Source organism: Streptomyces sp. NPDC002795 (genome assembly GCF_042888725.1).
GTDB lineage: Bacteria > Actinomycetota > Actinomycetes > Streptomycetales > Streptomycetaceae > Streptomyces.
Window position 1 is genome coordinate 408,024 of sequence record NZ_JBIAQB010000004.1, and the last position, 19,111, is coordinate 427,134.

A 19,111-nucleotide genomic window follows, 5' to 3' on the forward strand; every position below is an offset into this window, starting at 1 on the left:
GGCTGGGGCGCGAACCGTGGGCGCCGGGCAACCGGCCCGGCACGGCGTGCGCGTGCTCCCGCTGCCGAGCGGACGCGTCCGCTTCGCCTCGCACCGTGAACACGACATGATCTCGGTGATCCGGGCCGTCGCCGCCCTGACCACCGTCGCGGCGGCGCACCACGACGCCGGCCACCGGACCAACCCGAACACCCTGGAGGGGACATGACGAAGACGCCACCGCGCGAGCTCGCGCAGCGACTGCGCGACACCCGAGCCCGCCTGGAGAACGACGTCGACCTGTGGGCCGCCACTTCGAGCGCACAGGGCGACACCCACCTAATTCCGCTGTCCTTCCTGTGGGACGGCTCCGCGCTCCTCGTCTCGACCCCGCGGGCCTCCATCACCGGCCGCAACCTGCTGGCCGACAGCCGGGTACGTATCGGCGTGGGGCCCACCCGGGACGTCGTCCTCATCGACGGCGACGCCCAGCCGGTGGAGGTCGCCGAGCTCGGTGCGCAGACCGCCGACGCCTTCGCCGCCAAGACCGGCTTCGACCCGCGGGAGGAGACCGACGCTCCGTACCAGTACTTCCGCATCGTGCCGCGCCGCATCCAGGCCTGGCGCGAGTCGAACGAACTGGCGGGACGGACGCTCATGCGGGACGGCGATTGGCTCGGCTGACCGGGCCCCGCCCGGCCCGCCGCCCGCGGGAAGGGGCGACGGCCGAGCAGTGCCCGGTGCATGCTGGAGCCGATGCCGCGAGACGAGAGGCCACCACCGAGGAGGCGGCCGCCACCTACCACGAGGAGGACTTCCGGTGACCGCACTCTCCTACGCGCACGGAACCAGCGAGGCGCCGCTCCTCGGTGACACCGTCGGCCGCAACCTGCGGCGGGCCGTCGAGGCCTGGCCCGAGCGCGAGGCGCTGGTCGACATGGCCGACGGTCGCCGCTGGACGTACGCCCAATTCGACGCCGATGTAAGGGAGTTGGCGCGCGGACTGCTCGCCCGTGGGGTCGCCAAGGGGGACCGCGTCGGCATCTGGGCGGTCAACTGTGCCGAGTGGGTGCTCGTGCAGTACGCGACCGCGCGGATCGGCGCGATCATGGTGAACCTCAACCCCGCTTACCGGGCGCACGAGTTGGCGTTCGTACTCAAGCAGTCGGGTGCCTCGCTCCTCGTCTCGTCGACCGGGCACAAGGGCACGGACTATCGCGAGCTCGTACGGCAAGTGGCTCCCGAATGCCCGGAGTTGCGCGACCAGGTCTTCATCGGAACGGGCAGCTGGGACGCCCTGGTGGCGGCCGGGAGTAGCGTCCCGGACACACAACTGGCGGCTCGCGAAGCCGAGTTGTCCTGCGACGACCCGGTCAACCTCCAGTACACCTCCGGCACGACCGGCTTCCCGAAGGGCGCCACGCTCTCCCACCACAACATCCTCAACAACGGGTACTGGGTGGGGGAGACCGTCGGCTACACCGAGCAGGACCGGGTGTGTCTGCCCGTGCCCTTCTACCACTGCTTCGGCATGGTGATGGGGAACCTCGGTGCCACCTCGCACGGCGCCTGCATCGTCATCCCCGGCCCGTCCTTCGAACCGGCCGCCACCCTGCGCGCCGTGCAACAGGAGCGCTGCACCTCGCTGTACGGCGTACCGACCATGTTCATCGCGGAGTTGAACCTGCCGGACTTCGCGACGTACGACCTGAGCAGTCTGCGTACGGGCATCATGGCGGGCTCCCCGTGCCCGGTCGAGGTGATGAAGCGGGTCGTCGCCGAGATGCACATGGCCGAGGTGTCCATCTGCTACGGCATGACCGAGACGTCCCCCGTCTCCACGCAGACGCGCCGCGACGACGACCTGGAGCGCCGCACCGGGACCGTCGGCCGCGTCCTGCCGCACATCGAGGTCAAGGTGATCGACCCGGTCACCGGCGTCACGCTGCCGCGCGGCGAACCCGGCGAGCTGTGCACGCGCGGGTACAGCGTGATGCTCGGCTACTGGGCCGAACCGGAGAAGACCGCCGAGGTCATCGACGCCGGCCGGTGGATGCACACGGGCGACCTCGCTGTCATCCGCGAGGACGGCTACGCGCAGATCGTCGGCCGCATCAAGGACATGATCATTCGTGGCGGCGAAAACTTCTCCCCGCGCGAGATCGAGGAGTTCCTCTACGGGCACCCGAAGATCGCCGACGTGCAGGTCGTGGGCGTGCCGCACGAGAAGTACGGCGAGGAGGTGCTGGCCTGTGTGATCCTGCGCGACCCCGCGGACACGCTGACCCTCGACGAGGTGCGTGCCTACTGCCGCGACCGGCTCGCGCATTACAAGATCCCTAGCCGGCTGCGCCTTCTCGAACGGTTCCCGATGACCGTCAGCGGGAAGGTCCGGAAGGTGGAACTCCGAGAGGGGTACGGGGAGTTGTAGAACGGACAACCGTAGTAAGGGGGCTCACGCTCACAGTTCCCTTCGCATGCACACCCTGGGCCACCGGTCCAGGCCGTGCTCGGCCTCGGCCGCGCGGATCGCGCGCAGCCCGGGTGTGAGCGCGGCCCCGGAGAGCCGGCGGAAACCGAGGCGCTCGTAGTACGGGGCGTTCCAGGCGACGTCGGCGAACGTGGTCAAGGTGAGACCGGTCAGGCCCTGGTCGCGCGCGCAGTCGGCGGCGCACGCGATCAGGGTCTGACCCACGCCGCGGCGGGCGGCATCGGGGTGCACGGTGACCTGCTCGACGTGGAAGGCGTCGTCGACGACTTCGGCGACGAGGTAGGCGACCACGGTCCCGGTGTCCTCGGCCGCGACCCAGGCGTGCCCCGCCCGCCGGAACCGGTCGAGTTCGGCGATCGTGGGCGGCGCGTCGTCGGCGACCGCGTCCATGCCGACCGTACGGAAGATCTGGCCCGCGGCCGTCTCGATCGCCTGGAGGCGGGGGAGGTCGGCGGGTTCGGCGCTACGAATGATCACCTGGAGAGTATGCCGGGGTGCGGGGGCCCGCTCACCGCGATTACGTGCCGCCCGCGATCAGCTCGTCCGCCGGGCTGTTCACGGGCTGCGGCACCCCGGCCAGGTCGAGGACGAACAGCGGGACGCCGAGGGCGTTGGCGCGGGTGCCGGCCTCGTCCGCGTAACCCGCCAGTGAGAAATAGGCGCAGGCCGCGGATTCCGTCATCGACTGGAGCCACAGGCACTCCACGTCGCGCAGCGTCGCGGGCCGCACCGACGGCTCGACCTGGGCGATGACCCCGCTCGCGGCGAGGGCTATGCCGGAGGGCGGGCGCTGGTCGGCTCTGCGGACGTCGTCGTAGCCGAGCCAGCGCAGATACAGCGCCACGGCCGTCACGGCGTCGCGCGCGGTGCGGATGGCGACGGGCTGGAACGCGGGGCGCGGGGGCGCGGCCGTGCGCGGCAGCGGGATGTGGGCGGGCGCGGGGGCCTGGTCGTCGTGGACGGGGAGGCGCAGCAGCGAGCCGCAGGCGCAGCCCAGCTCGGGGCGGGGCCACCGGTCGTGCCGTCCGCACATCGGGCAGCGCAGCGTCACCCAGTCGTCGTCCCAGGTGCGCTCGGAGACGGGGACGGGTGCGGCGCCGCGCACCATCGGGGGCGCGACGGGCGCGCCGCAGGCGCAGGGGAGGGCCTGGGGCGCGTACAGATGCTCGCGCCGGCAGGTGGGGCAGCGCAGGTGGGCGGGCTCGGCCATGACAACTCCCCCTCGGTTCTGCCCGGAAACGGATCGACGTGAGTCTCATCATCCACCTTGACGGCCTCCAAAGCGCCCCTCTACATTGCTTCCATATAGCAGAACCTGGTTTCCGCATCGTGAAAGTCGATCGGATGACTGGGTGACGGAATTCAGAGCTCGCCGCGGGGCGCGACGGGAGCGCGAATCCGACAGCCGTAGCCGTAGCCGTACACAGTCACAGCAGAAGTCGGGAGCACTCATGGCTCGAATGACCGCCGCCCGCGCGGCCGTTGAGATCCTCAAGCGCGAGGGCGTCACGAACGCGTTCGGCGTGCCCGGTGCCGCCATCAACCCCTTCTACAAGGACCTCAAGGCGAGCGGTGGCATCGACCACACGCTCGCCCGCCACGTCGAGGGCGCCTCGCACATGGCCGAGGGCTACACCCGGGCCAACCCGGGCAACATCGGTGTCTGCATCGGCACGTCCGGTCCCGCCGGGACCGACATGATCACCGGTCTGTACTCCGCCACGGGCGACTCGATCCCGATCCTGTGCATCACGGGGCAGGCCCCGAGCCACCTCCTCCACAAGGAGGACTTCCAGGCCGTCGACATCGCCTCGATCGCCAAGCCGGTCGCGAAGATGGCGGTGACGGTCCTGGAGGCCGCGCAGGTCCCGGGCATCTTCCAGCAGGCCTTCCACCTGATGCGGTCGGGCCGCCCGGGCCCCGTCCTCATCGACCTGCCGATCGACGTCCAGCAGACGGAGATCGAGTTCGACCCGGAGACGTACGAGCCGCTGCCGATCTACAAGCCGGCCGCGAGCCGCGCCCAGATCGAGAAGGCGGTCAAGCTCCTCGTCGAGTCCGAGCGGCCGCTGATCATCGCGGGCGGCGGCATCATCAACGCGGACGCGAGCGAGCTGCTCGTCGAGTTCGCCGAGGTCACCAACACGCCTGTCGTTCCTACGCTGATGGGCTGGGGCACGATCCCCGACGACCACGAGCTGAACGCGGGCATGGTGGGCCAGCAGACCGGTCACCGGTACGGCAACGCCACGTTCCTGGAGTCGGACTTCGTCCTCGGCATCGGCAACCGCTGGGCCAACCGGCACACCGGGTACAAGCTCGACGTGTACCGCGAGGGCCGGAAGTTCGTGCACGTCGACATCGAGCCGACGCAGATCGGCAAGATCTTCGCGCCGGACTACGGGATCGCCTCCGACGCCAGGTCCGCGCTGGAGCTCTTCGTCGAGGTGGCGAAGGAGCTGAAGGCCGCGGGCGAGCTGCCGGACCGCTCCGCGTGGGTCGCCTCGCACCTGGAGCGCAAGGAGACCCTCCAGCGTCGTACGCACTTCGACGACATCCCCATGAAGCCGCAGCGCGTCTACGAGGAGATGAACCGGGCGTTCGGCAAGGACACCCGGTACGTCACGACGATCGGCCTCTCCCAGATCGCCGGCGCACAGATGCTGCACGTCTACAAGCCGCGCCACTGGATCAACTGCGGCCAGGCGGGCCCGCTCGGCTGGACCATCCCGGCCGCGCTCGGCGTCGCCAAGGCCGACCCGGACACGCAGGTCGTGGCGCTCTCCGGTGACTACGACTTCCAGTTCATGATCGAGGAACTGGCCGTCGGCGCGCAGCACCGCATCCCGTACGTCCATGTCCTGGTGAACAACGCCTACTTGGGCCTGATCCGCCAGGCCCAGATCGGCCTCGACATGAACTTCCAGGTCAACCTGGAGTTCGAGAACCAGAACAGCCCCGAGCTGGGCGTCTACGGCGTCGACCACGTCAAGGTCGCCGAGGGCCTCGGCTGCAAGGCGATCCGCGTGACGGACCCGAGCGAGCTGGCGTCCGCCTTCGAGCAGGCCAAGAAGATGGCTCAGGAGTTCCAGGTCCCGGTCGTCGTCGAGGCGATCCTGGAGCGCATCACGAACATCTCGATGAGCCCGACCGCGGACATCAGCGCGGTCAAGGAATTCGAGGAGCTCGCTACGGAGCCGGGGCATGCGCCTACGGCGATCCTGCCGCTGAAGGTCTGACCCGTACGTCTCCCAGGGCGGGCCGCCGGTTCCACGAGAACCGGCGGCCCGCCCTGGGTTGTACCGGGGGCACCGACCCGTCGCTTCCGGGGGGCTTCGGCACTGTGGGTAGCGTGATGGGTGTGCGACGCCGGTCTTCGTCCGGCCGCGCCGGCGCCCGCTGAATTCCCAGCGCCCCGCCGCTTCCGCGGGCTTCGGCCCGTGCGCAGCACTTTGCCGTCGCCCGCTCACCTCCCACCCACCCGCCCCCTCCGGGGGCTTCGGCCGTCCGCGGCTCGGGAGGGGCGGTGATGGGCGTGCGGCGTCGGTTCTTCGCCGGGGAGCGGGCTCGGCCCCCGCTCCCCGGGCTGCGCCGGGCCGTGGTTGGCGCTTTGCCGGGGGCGGGCTTCATGGATGGCATAGGCCGCTGCCCTCTGACTCACAACTGCGGGGCTTCGGCCCGGGGTTGTACCGTCCCGCAGCGGTCGACCAACCGCTCCCCGGCCCACCGGCACCCGGGCTGCCCACTCGGCACGGCCTACCGCGTCGGCCTCGCCTCCGGCAGGGCCGATCGAAGCGCCCCCGCCAGACCGTGACATCGGCCGGCCCAGCCCTCGGCACGGCGCCCAGCCCCGGCGAACCGACGCCCCCGGAGGGGGCGGGTGGGTTGGAGCTGAGCAAGGAGGACGGAAGCGGCGCGATGCGCGCGGAGACGAAGCTGAGCCGGTCGGAGTGAGCGGCACGTCCCAGCCGTGGAACGGGACGCCCCCGCCCGGGCAGCCCGCCCCACCGTGGAACGGGACGACCCCGTGACGTTCGGTCCGGGCGGCGTGACGCTTCCGTGCAGCCCGGAGGGCAGAGGCGTGGGAGAGCCCCGGGTACGGAGTCGTACCCGGGGCCCTGGTTCGCTCCGGAGGAGGGTTGTTGCCGTCCGACGGCGCGCGACTGGCGGAACATGCATGCGCGCCACCGGACGGAGATCGGGGAAACCGAAACCCCAACGGGTGGACCCCGTCGGGGGATTGGCTGGGACCGCGGCGGCTGACGTACGACGGTTCTCCGTTCCCCTCCCTCAGGTCGAGAGGGGAGCGGAGGAACCTTCACCACCGCACTGGCTCGTACGCTGCACAAGCCGCCGCGGTCCTCGTCCGCCCGCAACCCTTCGCACGACCACCCCTCATCCGGGTCGTGCGAACGGCGCGGGGCCTTGCGTACGGGGGAAGACCTCCCGTCAACCCTCGTACGCAGTCTGGGGGTTACCAGTAAGAGGCTCAGTCCTCGCGCAGGGCGCGGACCGCCTCCTCCACGCGCTTGCCGTAGTCGGCGTCGGCGGCGTGGAAGTGGGCCAGGTTCTTCTCGACGATGTCGTCGCGCGAGACCTGGGAGAGGCCGCCCGCGATGTTCGCGACCAGGCGTCCCTTCTCGTCCTCCGACATCAGGCGGTACAGCTCGCCCGCCTGGAAGAAGTCGTCGTCCTTCGTGTGGGCCGGGGCCTCGTGCGTACCCGTGTGACCGTTGACCGCGAGCGGCGCGGCCAGCGGGCGGCCGGTCTCGACCGGGCCGTCGAAGGAGTTCGGCTCGTAGTTCTTGCGGCTGCGGGCGTACGCGTTGGCGGCCATGGCACCGTCGCGGCCGTAGTTGTTCGCGCCGTCGGCGACACCCTTGGGGGCGTTCACCGCGAGCTGGGTGTGGTTGACGCCCAGGCGGTAGCGGTGCGCGTCCGCGTAGGCGAACAGGCGGCCCTGGAGCATCTTGTCGGGGGAGGGGCCGATGCCCGGAACGAAGTTGTTCGGGGAGAAGGCGGCCTGCTCGACCTCGGCGAAGACGTTCTCGGGGTTGCGGTCCAGGACCAGGCGGCCCACGCGCTGCAGCGGGTAGTCCTTGTGCGGCCACACCTTGGTGAGGTCGAACGGGTTGAAGCGGTAGTCCGCCGCGTCGGCCGCCGGCATCAGCTGGACGTGCACGGTCCAGGACGGGTTCACGCCGCGCTCGATGGCCTGGAGCAGGTCCGTCTGGTGCGAGTTGGCGTCCTTGCCCGCGAGCTCGGCGCCCTGCTCGGCCGACAGCGAGCGGATGCCCTGGTTCGTCTTGAAGTGGTACTTGACGAAGAAGGCCTCGCCCTGCTCGTTCGTCCACTGGTAGGTGTGCGAGCCGTAGCCGTTCATGTGGCGGTAGGACGCCGGGATGCCGCGGTCGCCCATCAGCCAGGTGATCTGGTGCGTGGCCTCGGGGGCGTGCGCCCAGAAGTCCCAGACGTTCTCCGGCTCCTGCTTGCCCGTGAACGGGTCGCGCTTCTGGGAGTGGATGAAGTCGGGGAACTTCAGCGGGTCCTTGATGAAGAAGACCGGGGTGTTGTTGCCGACGAGGTCGTAATTGCCCTCTTCGGTATAGAACTTCAGCGCGAAGCCGCGGGGGTCACGGACGGCGTCCGCGCCACCGAGGTTGTCGGCCACGGTCGAGAAGCGGAGGAACACCTCGGTGCGCTTGCCGACCGTGTTCAGGAAGTCGGCGTACGTGTAGTCGGTGACGTCGTCCGTCACCTCGAAGTAGCCGTACGCGCCGGAGCCACGGGCGTGCACCACGCGCTCCGGGATGCGCTCGCGGTTGAAGCGGGCGAGCTTCTCCAGGAGGTGCTGGTCCTGGAGCAGGAGCGGGCCACCGACGCCGGCGGTGGCGGAGTTCTGGTTGTCGGCGACGGGGGCGCCGGACTCGGTCGTAAGCACGCGCTTCGACATCGTGACCTTCCGTGCTGTGACTGCTGAGGTGTTCGGAGCGTAAGTACCTCTGAACTGCTACGTCAACAGTTTGTTGAAGTTATGGGTATGCGAATAAGGGTTCCGGGCCGCGGCGACGCCTGGGCGCGACAGGACAGGTGTCAGCGCCGCCACGGCCCGGAAGTCTGGGGGCGGGGCCTACTTGGGCTGGTCGCCGGAGAGGCGCTCGACCGCGCGCAGCAGCGCCGAGTGGTCGAGGCCGCCGTCGCCCTGGGCGCGCAGCGAGGCGACCAGCTGGGCGACCGTGGCGCCCACGGGCAGCGAGGCACCGACATTGCGGGCGGCGTCGGTGACGATGCCCATGTCCTTGTGGTGCAGGTCGATGCGGAAGCCCGGCTTGAAGTCCCGGTTCAGGAAGTTGTCCTTCTTGCGGGTCAGCACGGTGGAGCCGGCAAGGCCGCCGTTCAGGACGTCCAGGGCTGCCTTGAGGTCCACGCCGGACTTCTCCAGGAAGACCACGGCCTCGGCGCACGCCTGGATGTTCACGGCGACGATCAGCTGGTTGGCGGCCTTCACGGTCTGGCCCGAGCCGTGCGGACCGCACAGCACGATGGTCTTGCCCAGCGCGTCGAGCAGCGGCTTGGCCTCGTCGAAGTCGGCCTGCTCACCGCCGACCATGATGGACAGGACGGCCTCGATCGCGCCGGCCTCACCGCCGGAGACGGGGGCGTCCAGGACGCGAATTCCCTTGCCCTTGGCGGCCTTTGCGAGGTCGACCGAGGTCTGCGGGGTGATCGAGGACATGTCGACGAGCAGGGCGCCCGACTTCGCGTTCTCCAGGATGCCGTCCGGGCCGTAGGCGATGGCCTCGACCTGCGGGGACGCCGGAACCATCGTCACGACGACATCGGCGTCCTTGACGGCCTCGGCGATCGACTTGGCGGCGGTGCCGCCCGCGGTCGTGAGGCGGTCCAGCTTGTCCTGCTCCAGGGTGAAGCCCGTGACGTCGTAGCCGGCCTTGATCAGGTTCTCCGACATGGGCGAGCCCATGATGCCGAGACCGATCCACGCGACCTTGGGGAGGTTGTTGCTCATGAGGGATGCTCCTAAGGCTTAGCTGCAACGCTGTGGCCATAGCTGTGACGCTGTAGCCGTAACAGCGGGATTACGTCGATGAGTTGGCGTCGTCCGTGGGCTCAGGCGGCGCGGTGCTCGCGCGGCAGCCACTCGAAGGACTCGGCGCTCGGGGCGTCGCCCGGCTTGTACTCCAGGCCGACATAGCCCTCGTAGCCGGCCTTCTTCAGCCGGTCGAGCAGCTCGTCCAGCGGCAGCGAGCCGGTGCCGGGGGCGCCGCGGCCCGGGTTGTCGGCGATCTGCACGTGCGCCGTCTTGTCGGCGTAGGCGTCGATGATCGCCGGCAGGTCCTCGCCGTTCATGGACAGGTGGTACAGGTCCATCAGGAACTTGGCGTTGCCGAGGCCGGTCGCCGCGTTCACCTTGTCCACGATCTCGATCGCCTTGGGGGCGCTCACGATCGGGCACTTCGGCGACTCGGGCGCGTTCAGCGCCTCGATCAGCAGCACGGCGCCGACGCGGTCGGCCGCGCGGGCCGCGAGTACCAGGTTCTCCAGGGCGAGTTCGTCCTGCTCCTGCTCCGAGGCGCCTTCGACGCGGTTGCCGTACAGCGCGTTGAGCGCCGTGCAGCCGAGGGACTGCGCGAAGTCGGCCGCGACGTCGATGTTCGCGCGGAACTTCTCGCTCTCCTCGCCGGGGATCGACAGGGCGCCCCGGTCCGGTCCCGGCAGCTGGCCCGCGTAGAAGTTCAGCCCGGTGAGCTGGACCCCCGCGTCCTTGATCGCGGCGCGCAGGGCGTCCAGCTCGGACTGCTCGGGGGTGGGGGCGTCGACCCAGGGCCACCACAGCTCGACCGCGGTGAAGCCCGCCGCGGCGGCGGCCGCGGGGCGCTCCAGGAGCGGGAGCTCGGTGAAGAGGATCGACAGGTTGACGTTGAAGCGATGGTCGGCAGCTGTGCTCGATCCGAATACGGGCATCGGGGTCGGCGCTCCCTTCAGGTTTGAATTCGGCGAACTTTCGCATTACGGAAGTTCGTTTCTGCGTGATGGAAGATTGCCTCCAGGTCCAGGTGGCTGTCAAGGGGGCCGGTCGAAATTCGCCCCGCCCGCCGATCTCCACGGCGGCTCCCGGCGACCGGCCCGCGCACGTTAGGTTGAACGCGTGCGATTGAGAGTGGAGTTCACGACGGAGCCCTTCGACCTGGACGAGGCGCCCGAGCACGCGCTCGCGGCACGCCGGGTCATCGAGGCGGCCGATCTCGACGAGGTCGACGTGGGGCCGTTCGGCAACACGGCGGAGGGCGGCGCGGACGAGGTGCTGACCGCGGTCGACGCCCTGCTGCGCAGCAGCCTCGCGAACGGGGCGACGCGAATCTCGCTGCAGGTCAACGTGGCGGGGGACCCCACGGGGAAGGGTGACGACGCGTGAACGACACCGGGGACGCCTTCATCACGGCGGTGAAGCCGCTGGTCGACGCCATGGGCGGGGAGCTGATGCCGCCGGAGGGCGCGGGCCCCGACGATGTCGTGCTGGCGTGGCAGGGGGCCGATGTCGTGGCCGTGCGCCTGCCCCAGTTGGCGGACTCGCTCGACCACATCCTGGCCGCCATGGAGCGCACCAAGGGAATGCCGCTGTCCGCGCTGGAGCGCAGGCAGAAGCAGGAGGTCGTACGGCTCCTGGAGGCGCGCGGAGCGTTCTCCGTACGGCACGGTGTGGAGACGGTGGCCGGCGCCCTCGGCGTTTCCCGCTTCACCGTCTACAACTATCTGAACCGGGACAAGACCCCCTGACCTGGGACGATGTCGATCCTGCCGCAGGCCTCCACGCCGCCGTCCGATATCCGGACGGCGGTTTTTTGTCGCTCCGAGTTTTCAACAAAGTGTTGACGTGGTGTTTCCCGGGGCGTTAGCTATCTGCAGCCCGTCCAGCACAAGGCCACGGAGGCACCCCGTGACTTCAGGTTCGCCAGCTATTCATCGGGGGATCACCCGGTTCAACGCCTCGGACGAGAGCGCGGCGCAAGCCGAGCTCCACGAGGTGTGTGCTTCATCGGCGTGGGGGAGCAAGCTTCTCGCCCAGCGCCCCTTCGCTTCAGCAGAGACCCTCTTCACCGCCAGTGACGCCGCCATGGCGGAGCTGACCGCCGACGACCTCGCAGAGGCGATGGCGGGGCATCCGCCGATCGGCCGCCCGAAGCCCGGCGACCCGACGTCCTCGCGCGAGCAGCGCGGCATGGCGGGGGCCTCCGAGGAGCTCAAGAAGGAGATGCTCGAACTCAACCTGGCCTACCAGGAAAAGTTCGGTCATGTCTTCCTCATCTGCGCCACCGGCGCGAGCGCGGAGCAGCTGCTCGGTGCCCTCAAGGAGCGCATCGACCACACGCCCGACCAGGAGCGGGAGATCGTCCGCACCGAACTGGGCAAGATCAACCGCATTCGCCTGACGAGCCTGATCGAAGAGGAAGCACGATGAGCACCGAAACGACCGCATCGGTGTCCACGCACATCCTGGACACCAGCATCGGACGCCCCGCCGGGGGCGTCACCATCTCCCTTGCGGCGCGCGCCGGTTCGGACGCCGCATGGGGCGCGCTCGGCGGCTCGGCCACCGACGCGGACGGGCGTTGCAAGGACCTGCCGGCGCTGCCGGAGGGCACCACCCACGTACGCCTCGACTTCGAGACCGAGGCGTACTTCGAAAAGAAGCAAGCCGATGCGCAGCAGGACGCCCCCGCGAATCGGGACAGCGGCGCGTTTTTCCCCGAGGTTGCCATCACCTTCGCGGTGAACCCGGGTGAGCACTACCACGTGCCGCTGCTGCTCAACCCGTTCGGCTACTCCGTTTACCGAGGGAGCTAGCAGACATGCCCACGATCCTGGGTTCCAACCAGTACGGCAAGGCAGAGAACCGAGTCGTAAAGATCACGCGGGACGGCGACACCCACCACATCAAGGACCTGAACGTCTCGGTCGCTCTCAGTGGTGACCTCGACGACGTCCACCTCACCGGGTCGAACGCCAACTGCCTGCCGACGGACACCACCAAGAACACCTGCTTCGCCTTCGCCAAGGAACACGGCATCGAGTCGGCGGAGCAGTACGGGATCGAGCTGGCCCGGCACTTCGTCGACAGCCAGCCGCCGATCCACCGGGCGCGCATCCGCATCGAGGAGTACTCCTGGGAGCGCATCGCGGGATCCGACGCGGGCTCCAATTTCATCGGCTCCGACGAGGTCAAGCACTCCTTCGTCCGCAAGGGCCAGGAGACCCGCCTCGTACAGGTCACGTATGACGGCGAGAAGTTCGAAGTCCTCAGCGGGCTCAAGGACTTGACCGTGATGAACACCACGAACTCCGAGTTCTGGGGCTACATCAAGGACAAGTACACGACGCTCAAGGAGGACTACGACCGCATCCTCGCGACGTCGCTGTCGACCTGGTGGCGGCACAACTGGACAGGCGTCGACGACGAGCGCACGCCCAACTGGAACAAGTCGTACGAGCAGTCGAAGAAGCACATCCTCCAGGCCTTCGTCGAGACGTACTCGCTGTCGCTGCAGCAGACCCTCTTCCAGATGGGTTCGCGCGTCATCAACAACCGCAGCGAGATCGACGAGATCCGCTTCTCCGCGCCGAACAAGCACCACTTCCGGCAGGACCTCTCGGCCTTCGGCCTGGAGAACGAGGCGAAGGACGGCGCCGTGTACTGGGCCGCCGACCGCCCCTACGGCCTGATCGAGGCCACCATCCTGAGGGACGGCGCGGACCAGCGCATCCCGGTCGACATGACCAACCTCTGACGCCTCAGGCGTACTTGACGCGGCTGCGCGCCCCCGTCCACCCGCAGGAGACGGGGGCGCGCCTGCACCCGGAGGGAACATAAAGCAATGGCAGTGCCAGCAAAGGGGCCGGCTGAAGCCGAAGGCCCGTGTTCCACCCCACCGGAAAGCACCAGCACCGCTTCACAGGTGCACCCGGTGGACGAGAAGCTCCACCCGTCGCGGCTCGCGCCCGCCGCACTCCAGCACATCGCCGCCATGTACGCCGGCGTCGTCACCCCGCCGCTCATCATCGGCCAGGCCGTCGGCCTCGACACCGCGGGCCAGACCCGGCTGATCGCGGCGTCCCTGCTCATCGCGGGTCTCGCCACCCTGCTCCAGACGCTCGGCGTCAAGGGCTTCGTCGGCAACCGGCTGCCCTTCGTCAACGCCGCGTCCTCCGCGGGCATCGCACCGATGCTCGCCATCGCGGAGACGAACGCCCAAGGCGACCAACTCCCCGCGATCTACGGGGCAGTTATGGTCGCCGGCGTCTTCTGCCTCGCCGTCGGTCCGTTCTTCGGCCGGTTGTTGAGGTTCTTCCCGCCGCTCGTCACCGGCGTCGTCATCACCCTCATCGGTGTGACCCTGATGCCCGTGCCCGTCGGCTGGGCCCAGGGCGGCGACAAGACCGCCGCCGACCACGGCGACATGCGCTACCTCGCCCTCGCCGCGTTCACGCTCGTCGTCATCCTGCTGATCCAGCGCTTCGGCAAGGGCTTCGTCAAGCAAGTCGCCCTGCTCTTCGGCATGTTGATCGGCACGCTCGCCGCGATCCCCTTCGGCATGGCGGACTTCAGCTCCCTCAAGTCGGCTCCCGTGGCCGCGCTCCCGACGCCGTTCGCCTTCGGCGCCCCCGAGTTCCAGCCCGCCGCGATCATCTCGCTCTGCCTCGTCATGCTCGTCCTGATGACCGAGTCGAGCGCCGGCATGCTGGCCATCGGCGAGATCTGCGAGCGCGAGTGCGACGGGAAGACCATCACCCGGGGCCTGCGCACCGACGGCATCGCCACCTTCATCGGACCGATCTTCGGCGGCCTGCCGACCTCGGCGTTCGCCCAGAACGTCGGCGTCGTCTCGCTGACCAAGGTGCGCAGCCGCTACGTCGTCGCCGTCGCGGGCGGCACCCTCCTGATCCTCGGCATCTTCCCGATGCTCGGCGCGGTCGTCTCCATGGTCCCCATGCCGGTCCTGGGCGGCGCGGGCATCGTACTGTTCGGCTCGATCGCCGTCAGCGGCATCCGTACGCTCTCCGAAGCGGGCCTCGACGACAGCTCCAACATCATCCTGGTGGCCGTCTCGCTCGGCGCGGGCATCATCCCGCTCGCCGCACCGAGCTTCTACGCGGACTTCCCGGCCTGGGCGCAGACCGTGCTCGGCTCCGGAATCAGCGCGGGCGCACTCGTCGCCGTCTCGCTCAACCTGTTCTTCCACCATCTCGGCACCCGTGGCGCACCTGCCGCGGCACTCAAATCTTCCTAGGGTCCTGCCGTGCCCACACGTCACACCGACTGAAGGAAGCACCATGGCTCCTGCCACGGCAAACCGCATTGTCATCGAGAACGTCGCCATCGCGACCGTCGATGCGCACGACACCGAGCACGCCTCGGGCCACATCGTCGTGGCGGACAACAAAATCGAGTCCATCGGCGCGGGCAGCGCGCCCGAGGGCCTCGACAACGTCGTCCGCCGGATCGACGGCACCGGCCACCTGGCCACGCCCGGCCTCGTCAACACGCACCACCACTTCTACCAGTGGATCACCCGTGGCCTGGCGACGGACCACAACCTGTTCAACTGGCTGGTGGCGCTGTACCCGACGTGGGCGCGCATCGACGAGCAGATGACATACGCGGCGGCGCAGGGCTCCCTCGCGATGATGGCCCGCGGCGGTGTCACCACCGCCATGGACCACCACTACGTGTTCCCGCAGGGCTCCGGCGACCTCTCCGGATCGATCATCCGGGCCGCCTCGGAGACCGGCGTGCGCTTCACCCTGGCGCGCGGCTCCATGGACCGCAGCGAGAAGGACGGCGGACTGCCGCCCGACTTCGCCGTCGAGACCCTCGAAGGCGCCCTCGCGGCGACCGAGGAGACGGTGAAGAAGCACCACGACGACTCCTTCGACGCGATGACGCAGGTGGCCGTGGCCCCCTGCTCACCGTTCTCCGTGTCCACCGAACTCCTCAAGCGGGGCGCCGAGTTGGCGCGCCGCCTCGGGGTCCGCCTTCACACACACGGCAGCGAGACCGTCGAGGAGGAGAAGTTCTGCCACGAGCTGTTCGGCATGGGCCCCACCGACTACTTCGAGTCGACGGGCTGGCTCGGCGAGGACGTGTGGATGGCGCACAGCGTCCACATGAACGACTCCGACATCGCCGCGTTCGGGCGTACGAAGACGGGTGTGGCGCACTGCCCGTCCTCGAATGCCCGGCTGGCAGCGGGAATCGCCCGCGTACCCGACATGCTCGCCGCCGGCGTCCCGGTCGGCCTCGGGGTCGACGGCACCGCCTCCAACGAGTCGGGCGAACTGCACACGGAACTGCGCAACGCCCTCCTCATCAACCGCCTCGGCGCGCACCGCGAGGCGGCCCTGAACGCCCGTCAGGCGCTGCGCCTCGGGACGTACGGAGGCGCCCAAGTCCTCGGCAGGGCAACCCAGATCGGGTCGCTCGAAGCCGGCAAGCTGGCCGACCTGGTGCTGTGGAAGATGGACACCCTCGCCCACGCATCGATCGCCGACCCGGTGACCGCGCTCGTCTTCGGCGCGGCCGCACCGGTCACCCTCTCCCTCGTCAACGGCAAGCCGGTGGTCGAGGACAGCCGCCTGCTGCACGTCGACGAGGACGCCATCGCCCGCTCCACGCGGTCGGAGGCGCAGCGACTCGCGCGGATCGCCGCCGAGAGCTGAGTTTTTGAGACTCCGGTCAGGGGGGACGGCCTCTGACCGGGGGCTCGAGCTGCCGAGCGGGCTGCTCGAGTGCCGCCCCGGGAACGTGGCCCAAAGCTTCACGTTCCCGGGGCGGCCAGTAGTACCTGGGCGCACAACAACCGAATATCGCAGCACCACCAGTACGACCTTGCACCTTGCACCACCTCCTTGAAGCGAAAAGCGCCGGCGGCCTGCCGGGGCTGGAAAACAACCGGAGGAGCCGCAGTGGCGACGAAGCCCAGGTTCACCAAGCAAGGCACGACCCCCGCGGAGGAATCCGCGGGGCATACCAAACATCCGGTCGACGAGAAGCTGCCGCCGCTGAAGATGGCGACGACGGGACTTCAGCACGTGGCGGCGATGTACGCGGGCGTGGTCGCGCCCCCGCTCATCGTCGGCGCGGCGATCGGTCTCAGCGCGAAGGACCTGACCTTCCTGACGGGCGCCTGCCTGTTCACGGCGGGTCTGGCGACCTTCCTACAGACCCTCGGCATCTGGAAGATCGGCGCCCGGCTGCCGTTCGTGAACGGAGTGACCTTCGCGGGCGTCGCCCCGATGCTCGCCGTCGTCGGCTCGACGAAGGACAAGGACGACGCGCTGCCCGTCATCTTCGGCGCGGTGATCGTCGCGGGGGTGCTCGGCTTCATAGCCGCACCCTTCTTCTCGAAGCTGGTCCGGTTCTTCCCACCGGTCGTCACCGGCACGGTCATCACGCTCATCGGTATCTCGCTGATGCCGGTCGCGTTCGGCTGGGCACAGGGACCCGACGCGAAGGCGCAGGACTACGGCTCACTGAAGAACCTGGCGCTCGCCGGGATCACACTCGTGATCGTGCTGATCATCCGTCGCTTCACGACGGGCTTCGTCAAGCAGATCGCGGTGCTGCTCGGCCTGGTGGTCGGCACGCTGATCGCCATCCCGTTCGGTGTCACGGACTTCTCGCCGGTCGGCGAGGCGGCCGTCGTCGGTTTCCCGACCCCGTTCCACTTCGGCGCCCCGCAGTTCGCGGCCGCGGCCATCGTCTCGATGTGCGTCGTCATGGTCGTCTCGATGACCGAGTCGACCGCCGACATGCTCGCGCTCGGTGAGATCGTCGACCGCCCGGCCGACGAGAAGACCATCGCGGCAGGACTGCGCGCCGACACCCTCGGCTCCGCCGTCAGCCCGCTGTTCAACGGCTTCATGTGCAGCGCGTTCGCCCAGAACATCGGCCTCGTCGCGATGACGAAGATCCGCAGCCGGTACGTGGTCGCGGCAGGCGGCGGCTTCCTCGTCCTGATGGGCCTGTGCCCGATGGCGGCCTCGCTGATCGCCGTCGTGCCGCGCCCGGTGCTCGGCGGAGCGGGCGTCGTCCTGTTCGGCTCGGTCGCGGCCAGCGGAATCCAGACCCTGGTCAAGGCCAACCTGGACAAGGACAACAACGTCCTCATCGTCGCCGTCTCGCTCGCCGTGGGCCTGATCCCCATCGCGGTGCCGGAGTTCTACCACGCGTTCCCGGAGAACGCGAAGATCATCCTGGACTCGGGCATCTCGACGGGCTGTGTCGCGGCGGTCGTGCTCAACCTGCTGTTCAACCACATCGGCAAGGGGCGCGACGCCGACGACGTCACGCATCCGATGGAGTCGGGCAGCGACATCGCGGAACAGCGCACCGAGCCGACAGCGGCAGGGGCGCACTGAGCGACGCGGCGGGGGTGGCGCGGTCGGCGGCGCCCCCGGACGGGCCTGTATCGGGTGGTGGTGCGACGCCGCACCACCACCCGATACAGGCCCTCACGCGTCAACTGCCGCACACGTGCGCCGCCTTGAGGTACCCCCCGAGATTCTCGTCGTCCGTGCCGAGCAGCGCCCGGCCCTGGGCGCCCTCGCCCGGCAGGCACTCGACCGCCTCGATCTTGCGGCCGTCGAACCGGTCCGACGCGCTGCGCCAGGCGGCGATCCGCAGTGTCGCCCCGGTGCCCGACGCGTTCAGCGACACCCGGCCCGCCTCGCTCACCGAGGAGGCGAACGGTCCGTCGTCGCCGGCGTCCGAGGCCGAACTCACCATGATCCGGCCGGACTTGGTGAGCGAGATGTCGGAGACGTGCCGCACATCCCCCTTCGGGTAGGCCGCGCGGAACTTCGCCTTGCTCACGCTCCCGAACTCCGCTTCCCCGTACTCGCTGACTTCGAACGGCGCCGCGAACACCGTCGCGGGGCGGTCGGCGCCCGCGCCCCGGTCCGCCCACACCGCGACCGTCCTGCCGTGCGCCGACGTGCCCAGCGCGAAGGCCTCGAAGTCCGCGCCCTCGGGGATCGCGGGCAGTGGCGCCAGGTCGAGCACGCGCGCGGTGTCCCCTTCGAGCTGAAGCCGGTACACGAGCCCTCTGCTGGCCAGCGCCATGAACTCGCCGTCCGTGCCCGGCACCGCCTCGATCGCCTCCAGGTCCTTGGGCTCCATGCCGTCCCATGCGACCGGGGTGACCGTCGTGTCCTTCGGTGCGGACGGGTGGAAGGTGATGCGGCTGATCCGCGCCTCACCGGGCTTCTTGTTGTCGTGGACGACGAGGGCCTTCGTGGCGCCGTCGGCGGCGGCCTCGCCGGTGAGCGCGAGCCCGCTGACCCCGGCCTTGGAGTTGTCGCCGACCTGCTGCCAGCCGTCGGCCTCCGGCGCGGGTTCCGCGGGGGCTCCCGCGCGGGCGGGTGCGGCGAGCGCCAGTGTGACAAAGGCGGCCGAGAGCAGGGACTTGTGGCGCAACTGCATGGGCGGAACCTCTCGCGTAGGGGTGGTGCCGTGTACGGTGTTGACGCGCGTAGACAATGGGTCTGGCGGGACCGTAGCGATCTTTACGGGGCGGGGCAAGACACCCCGCGCTTACGGTTTTCGCCGAGCCCCGGGCTCCCGGG

General features: G+C 69.4%; 18 protein-coding genes. 12 read left to right on the forward strand and 6 right to left on the reverse strand.

The window, feature by feature from the left end; all coding sequences use genetic code 11:
• Nucleotides 1-16: 16 nt before the first annotated feature.
• From ACFYWS_RS14940 to ACFYWS_RS14950, 3 genes are all read left to right on the forward strand, one after another.
• On the forward strand, nucleotides 17-208 hold the full coding sequence (locus tag ACFYWS_RS14940) for a hypothetical protein (RefSeq protein ID WP_389275083.1): 192 nt from the start codon (nucleotides 17-19) through the stop codon (nucleotides 206-208).
• Nucleotides 205-663, forward strand: coding sequence for a pyridoxamine 5'-phosphate oxidase family protein (locus ACFYWS_RS14945; protein WP_389275086.1), 459 nt, complete (start codon nucleotides 205-207; stop codon nucleotides 661-663). The genes ACFYWS_RS14940 and ACFYWS_RS14945 overlap by 4 nt, the downstream gene beginning before the upstream one ends.
• Before the next feature lie 136 nt (nucleotides 664-799).
• Nucleotides 800-2,410 (forward strand): AMP-binding protein, encoded by a 1,611-nt coding sequence (locus ACFYWS_RS14950; protein ID WP_389275089.1) that lies wholly within the window; start codon nucleotides 800-802, stop codon nucleotides 2,408-2,410.
• Nucleotides 2,411-2,440: 30 nt separating this feature from the next.
• Here ACFYWS_RS14950 and ACFYWS_RS14955 read toward each other — a convergent pair whose 3' ends face one another.
• Nucleotides 2,441-2,947: a GNAT family N-acetyltransferase gene (locus ACFYWS_RS14955; RefSeq protein WP_389275092.1), complete on the reverse strand. Its 507-nt coding sequence runs from the start codon at nucleotides 2,945-2,947 to the stop codon at nucleotides 2,441-2,443.
• A gap of 40 nt (nucleotides 2,948-2,987) precedes the next feature.
• On the reverse strand, nucleotides 2,988-3,680 hold the full coding sequence (locus tag ACFYWS_RS14960) for a hypothetical protein (RefSeq protein WP_389275095.1): 693 nt from the start codon (nucleotides 3,678-3,680) through the stop codon (nucleotides 2,988-2,990).
• 241 nt (nucleotides 3,681-3,921) lie between these two features.
• Between ACFYWS_RS14960 and gcl the strand changes: the two genes are divergently transcribed.
• The gene (gcl, locus tag ACFYWS_RS14965) at nucleotides 3,922-5,709 is read left to right on the forward strand and encodes a glyoxylate carboligase (protein WP_389275098.1); all 1,788 of its coding nucleotides are present in this window, start codon (nucleotides 3,922-3,924) and stop codon (nucleotides 5,707-5,709) included.
• 1,250 nt (nucleotides 5,710-6,959) lie between these two features.
• Here the strand turns inward: gcl and ACFYWS_RS14970 are convergent.
• From ACFYWS_RS14970 to ACFYWS_RS14980, 3 genes are all read right to left on the reverse strand, one after another.
• Nucleotides 6,960-8,423 carry a catalase gene (locus tag ACFYWS_RS14970; RefSeq protein WP_389275101.1) on the reverse strand — a complete coding sequence of 488 codons (1,464 nt, stop codon included), beginning with the start codon at nucleotides 8,421-8,423 and terminating at the stop codon, nucleotides 6,960-6,962.
• A 177-nt stretch (nucleotides 8,424-8,600) separates the two neighbouring features.
• Nucleotides 8,601-9,497: a 2-hydroxy-3-oxopropionate reductase gene (locus ACFYWS_RS14975; RefSeq protein ID WP_389275104.1), complete on the reverse strand. Its 897-nt coding sequence runs from the start codon at nucleotides 9,495-9,497 to the stop codon at nucleotides 8,601-8,603.
• Nucleotides 9,498-9,598: 101 nt separating this feature from the next.
• Complete coding sequence (locus ACFYWS_RS14980) at nucleotides 9,599-10,453, reverse strand: TIM barrel protein (RefSeq protein WP_389275107.1); 855 nt, start codon at nucleotides 10,451-10,453, stop codon at nucleotides 9,599-9,601.
• Nucleotides 10,454-10,637: 184 nt separating this feature from the next.
• On the opposite strand from ACFYWS_RS14980, the gene ACFYWS_RS14985 reads away from it, so the two are divergent.
• The 8 genes from ACFYWS_RS14985 (at nucleotide 10,638) to ACFYWS_RS15020 (ending at nucleotide 17,905) form a co-directional block, all read left to right on the forward strand.
• Nucleotides 10,638-10,904 (forward strand): hypothetical protein, encoded by a 267-nt coding sequence (locus ACFYWS_RS14985; RefSeq protein ID WP_389275110.1) that lies wholly within the window; start codon nucleotides 10,638-10,640, stop codon nucleotides 10,902-10,904.
• Nucleotides 10,905-10,954: 50 nt separating this feature from the next.
• A complete protein-coding gene (locus ACFYWS_RS14990; RefSeq protein ID WP_385762323.1) occupies nucleotides 10,955-11,266 on the forward strand; it encodes a helix-turn-helix domain-containing protein in 312 nt (103 codons plus the stop codon).
• A gap of 160 nt (nucleotides 11,267-11,426) precedes the next feature.
• Nucleotides 11,427-11,948 (forward strand): 2-oxo-4-hydroxy-4-carboxy-5-ureidoimidazoline decarboxylase, encoded by a 522-nt coding sequence (gene uraD / locus ACFYWS_RS14995; RefSeq protein ID WP_389275113.1) that lies wholly within the window; start codon nucleotides 11,427-11,429, stop codon nucleotides 11,946-11,948.
• Nucleotides 11,945-12,334, forward strand: a complete 390-nt coding sequence (gene uraH, locus ACFYWS_RS15000) for a hydroxyisourate hydrolase (RefSeq protein ID WP_389275116.1) — start codon at nucleotides 11,945-11,947, stop codon at nucleotides 12,332-12,334. Before uraD ends, uraH begins: the two co-directional genes overlap by 4 nt.
• Nucleotides 12,335-12,339: 5 nt before the next feature.
• Nucleotides 12,340-13,275: a factor-independent urate hydroxylase gene (gene pucL / locus ACFYWS_RS15005; protein WP_389275120.1), complete on the forward strand. Its 936-nt coding sequence runs from the start codon at nucleotides 12,340-12,342 to the stop codon at nucleotides 13,273-13,275.
• A gap of 87 nt (nucleotides 13,276-13,362) precedes the next feature.
• Complete coding sequence (locus ACFYWS_RS15010; protein ID WP_389275123.1) at nucleotides 13,363-14,775, forward strand: nucleobase:cation symporter-2 family protein; 1,413 nt, start codon at nucleotides 13,363-13,365, stop codon at nucleotides 14,773-14,775.
• 43 nt (nucleotides 14,776-14,818) lie between these two features.
• On the forward strand, nucleotides 14,819-16,204 hold the full coding sequence (locus ACFYWS_RS15015) for an 8-oxoguanine deaminase (protein WP_389275126.1): 1,386 nt from the start codon (nucleotides 14,819-14,821) through the stop codon (nucleotides 16,202-16,204).
• 348 nt (nucleotides 16,205-16,552) lie between these two features.
• Nucleotides 16,553-17,905: a nucleobase:cation symporter-2 family protein gene (locus tag ACFYWS_RS15020; RefSeq protein WP_389275699.1), complete on the forward strand. Its 1,353-nt coding sequence runs from the start codon at nucleotides 16,553-16,555 to the stop codon at nucleotides 17,903-17,905.
• 100 nt (nucleotides 17,906-18,005) lie between these two features.
• Here the strand turns inward: ACFYWS_RS15020 and ACFYWS_RS15025 are convergent, their stop codons facing one another.
• Nucleotides 18,006-18,968, reverse strand: a complete 963-nt coding sequence (locus ACFYWS_RS15025) for a hypothetical protein (protein WP_389275129.1) — start codon at nucleotides 18,966-18,968, stop codon at nucleotides 18,006-18,008.
• Nucleotides 18,969-19,111 lie beyond the last annotated feature (143 nt).

Coding starts and splice junctions, on each gene's coding strand:
- ACFYWS_RS15025 (WP_389275129.1), bottom strand. CDS start 18,968: ATGCAGTTGCGCCACAAGTCCCTGCTCTCGGCCGCCTTTGTCACACTG.
- ACFYWS_RS14960 (WP_389275095.1), bottom strand. CDS start 3,680: ATGGCCGAGCCCGCCCACCTGCGCTGCCCCACCTGCCGGCGCGAGCAT.
- ACFYWS_RS14970 (WP_389275101.1), bottom strand. CDS start 8,423: ATGTCGAAGCGCGTGCTTACGACCGAGTCCGGCGCCCCCGTCGCCGAC.
- ACFYWS_RS15020 (WP_389275699.1), top strand. CDS start 16,553: ATGGCGACGACGGGACTTCAGCACGTGGCGGCGATGTACGCGGGCGTG.
- uraH (WP_389275116.1), top strand. CDS start 11,945: ATGAGCACCGAAACGACCGCATCGGTGTCCACGCACATCCTGGACACC.
- ACFYWS_RS15015 (WP_389275126.1), top strand. CDS start 14,819: ATGGCTCCTGCCACGGCAAACCGCATTGTCATCGAGAACGTCGCCATC.
- pucL (WP_389275120.1), top strand. CDS start 12,340: ATGCCCACGATCCTGGGTTCCAACCAGTACGGCAAGGCAGAGAACCGA.
- ACFYWS_RS14975 (WP_389275104.1), bottom strand. CDS start 9,497: ATGAGCAACAACCTCCCCAAGGTCGCGTGGATCGGTCTCGGCATCATG.
- ACFYWS_RS15010 (WP_389275123.1), top strand. CDS start 13,363: ATGGCAGTGCCAGCAAAGGGGCCGGCTGAAGCCGAAGGCCCGTGTTCC.
- ACFYWS_RS14990 (WP_385762323.1), top strand. CDS start 10,955: ATGGGCGGGGAGCTGATGCCGCCGGAGGGCGCGGGCCCCGACGATGTC.
- ACFYWS_RS14980 (WP_389275107.1), bottom strand. CDS start 10,453: ATGCCCGTATTCGGATCGAGCACAGCTGCCGACCATCGCTTCAACGTC.
- ACFYWS_RS14945 (WP_389275086.1), top strand. CDS start 205: ATGACGAAGACGCCACCGCGCGAGCTCGCGCAGCGACTGCGCGACACC.
- gcl (WP_389275098.1), top strand. CDS start 3,922: ATGGCTCGAATGACCGCCGCCCGCGCGGCCGTTGAGATCCTCAAGCGC.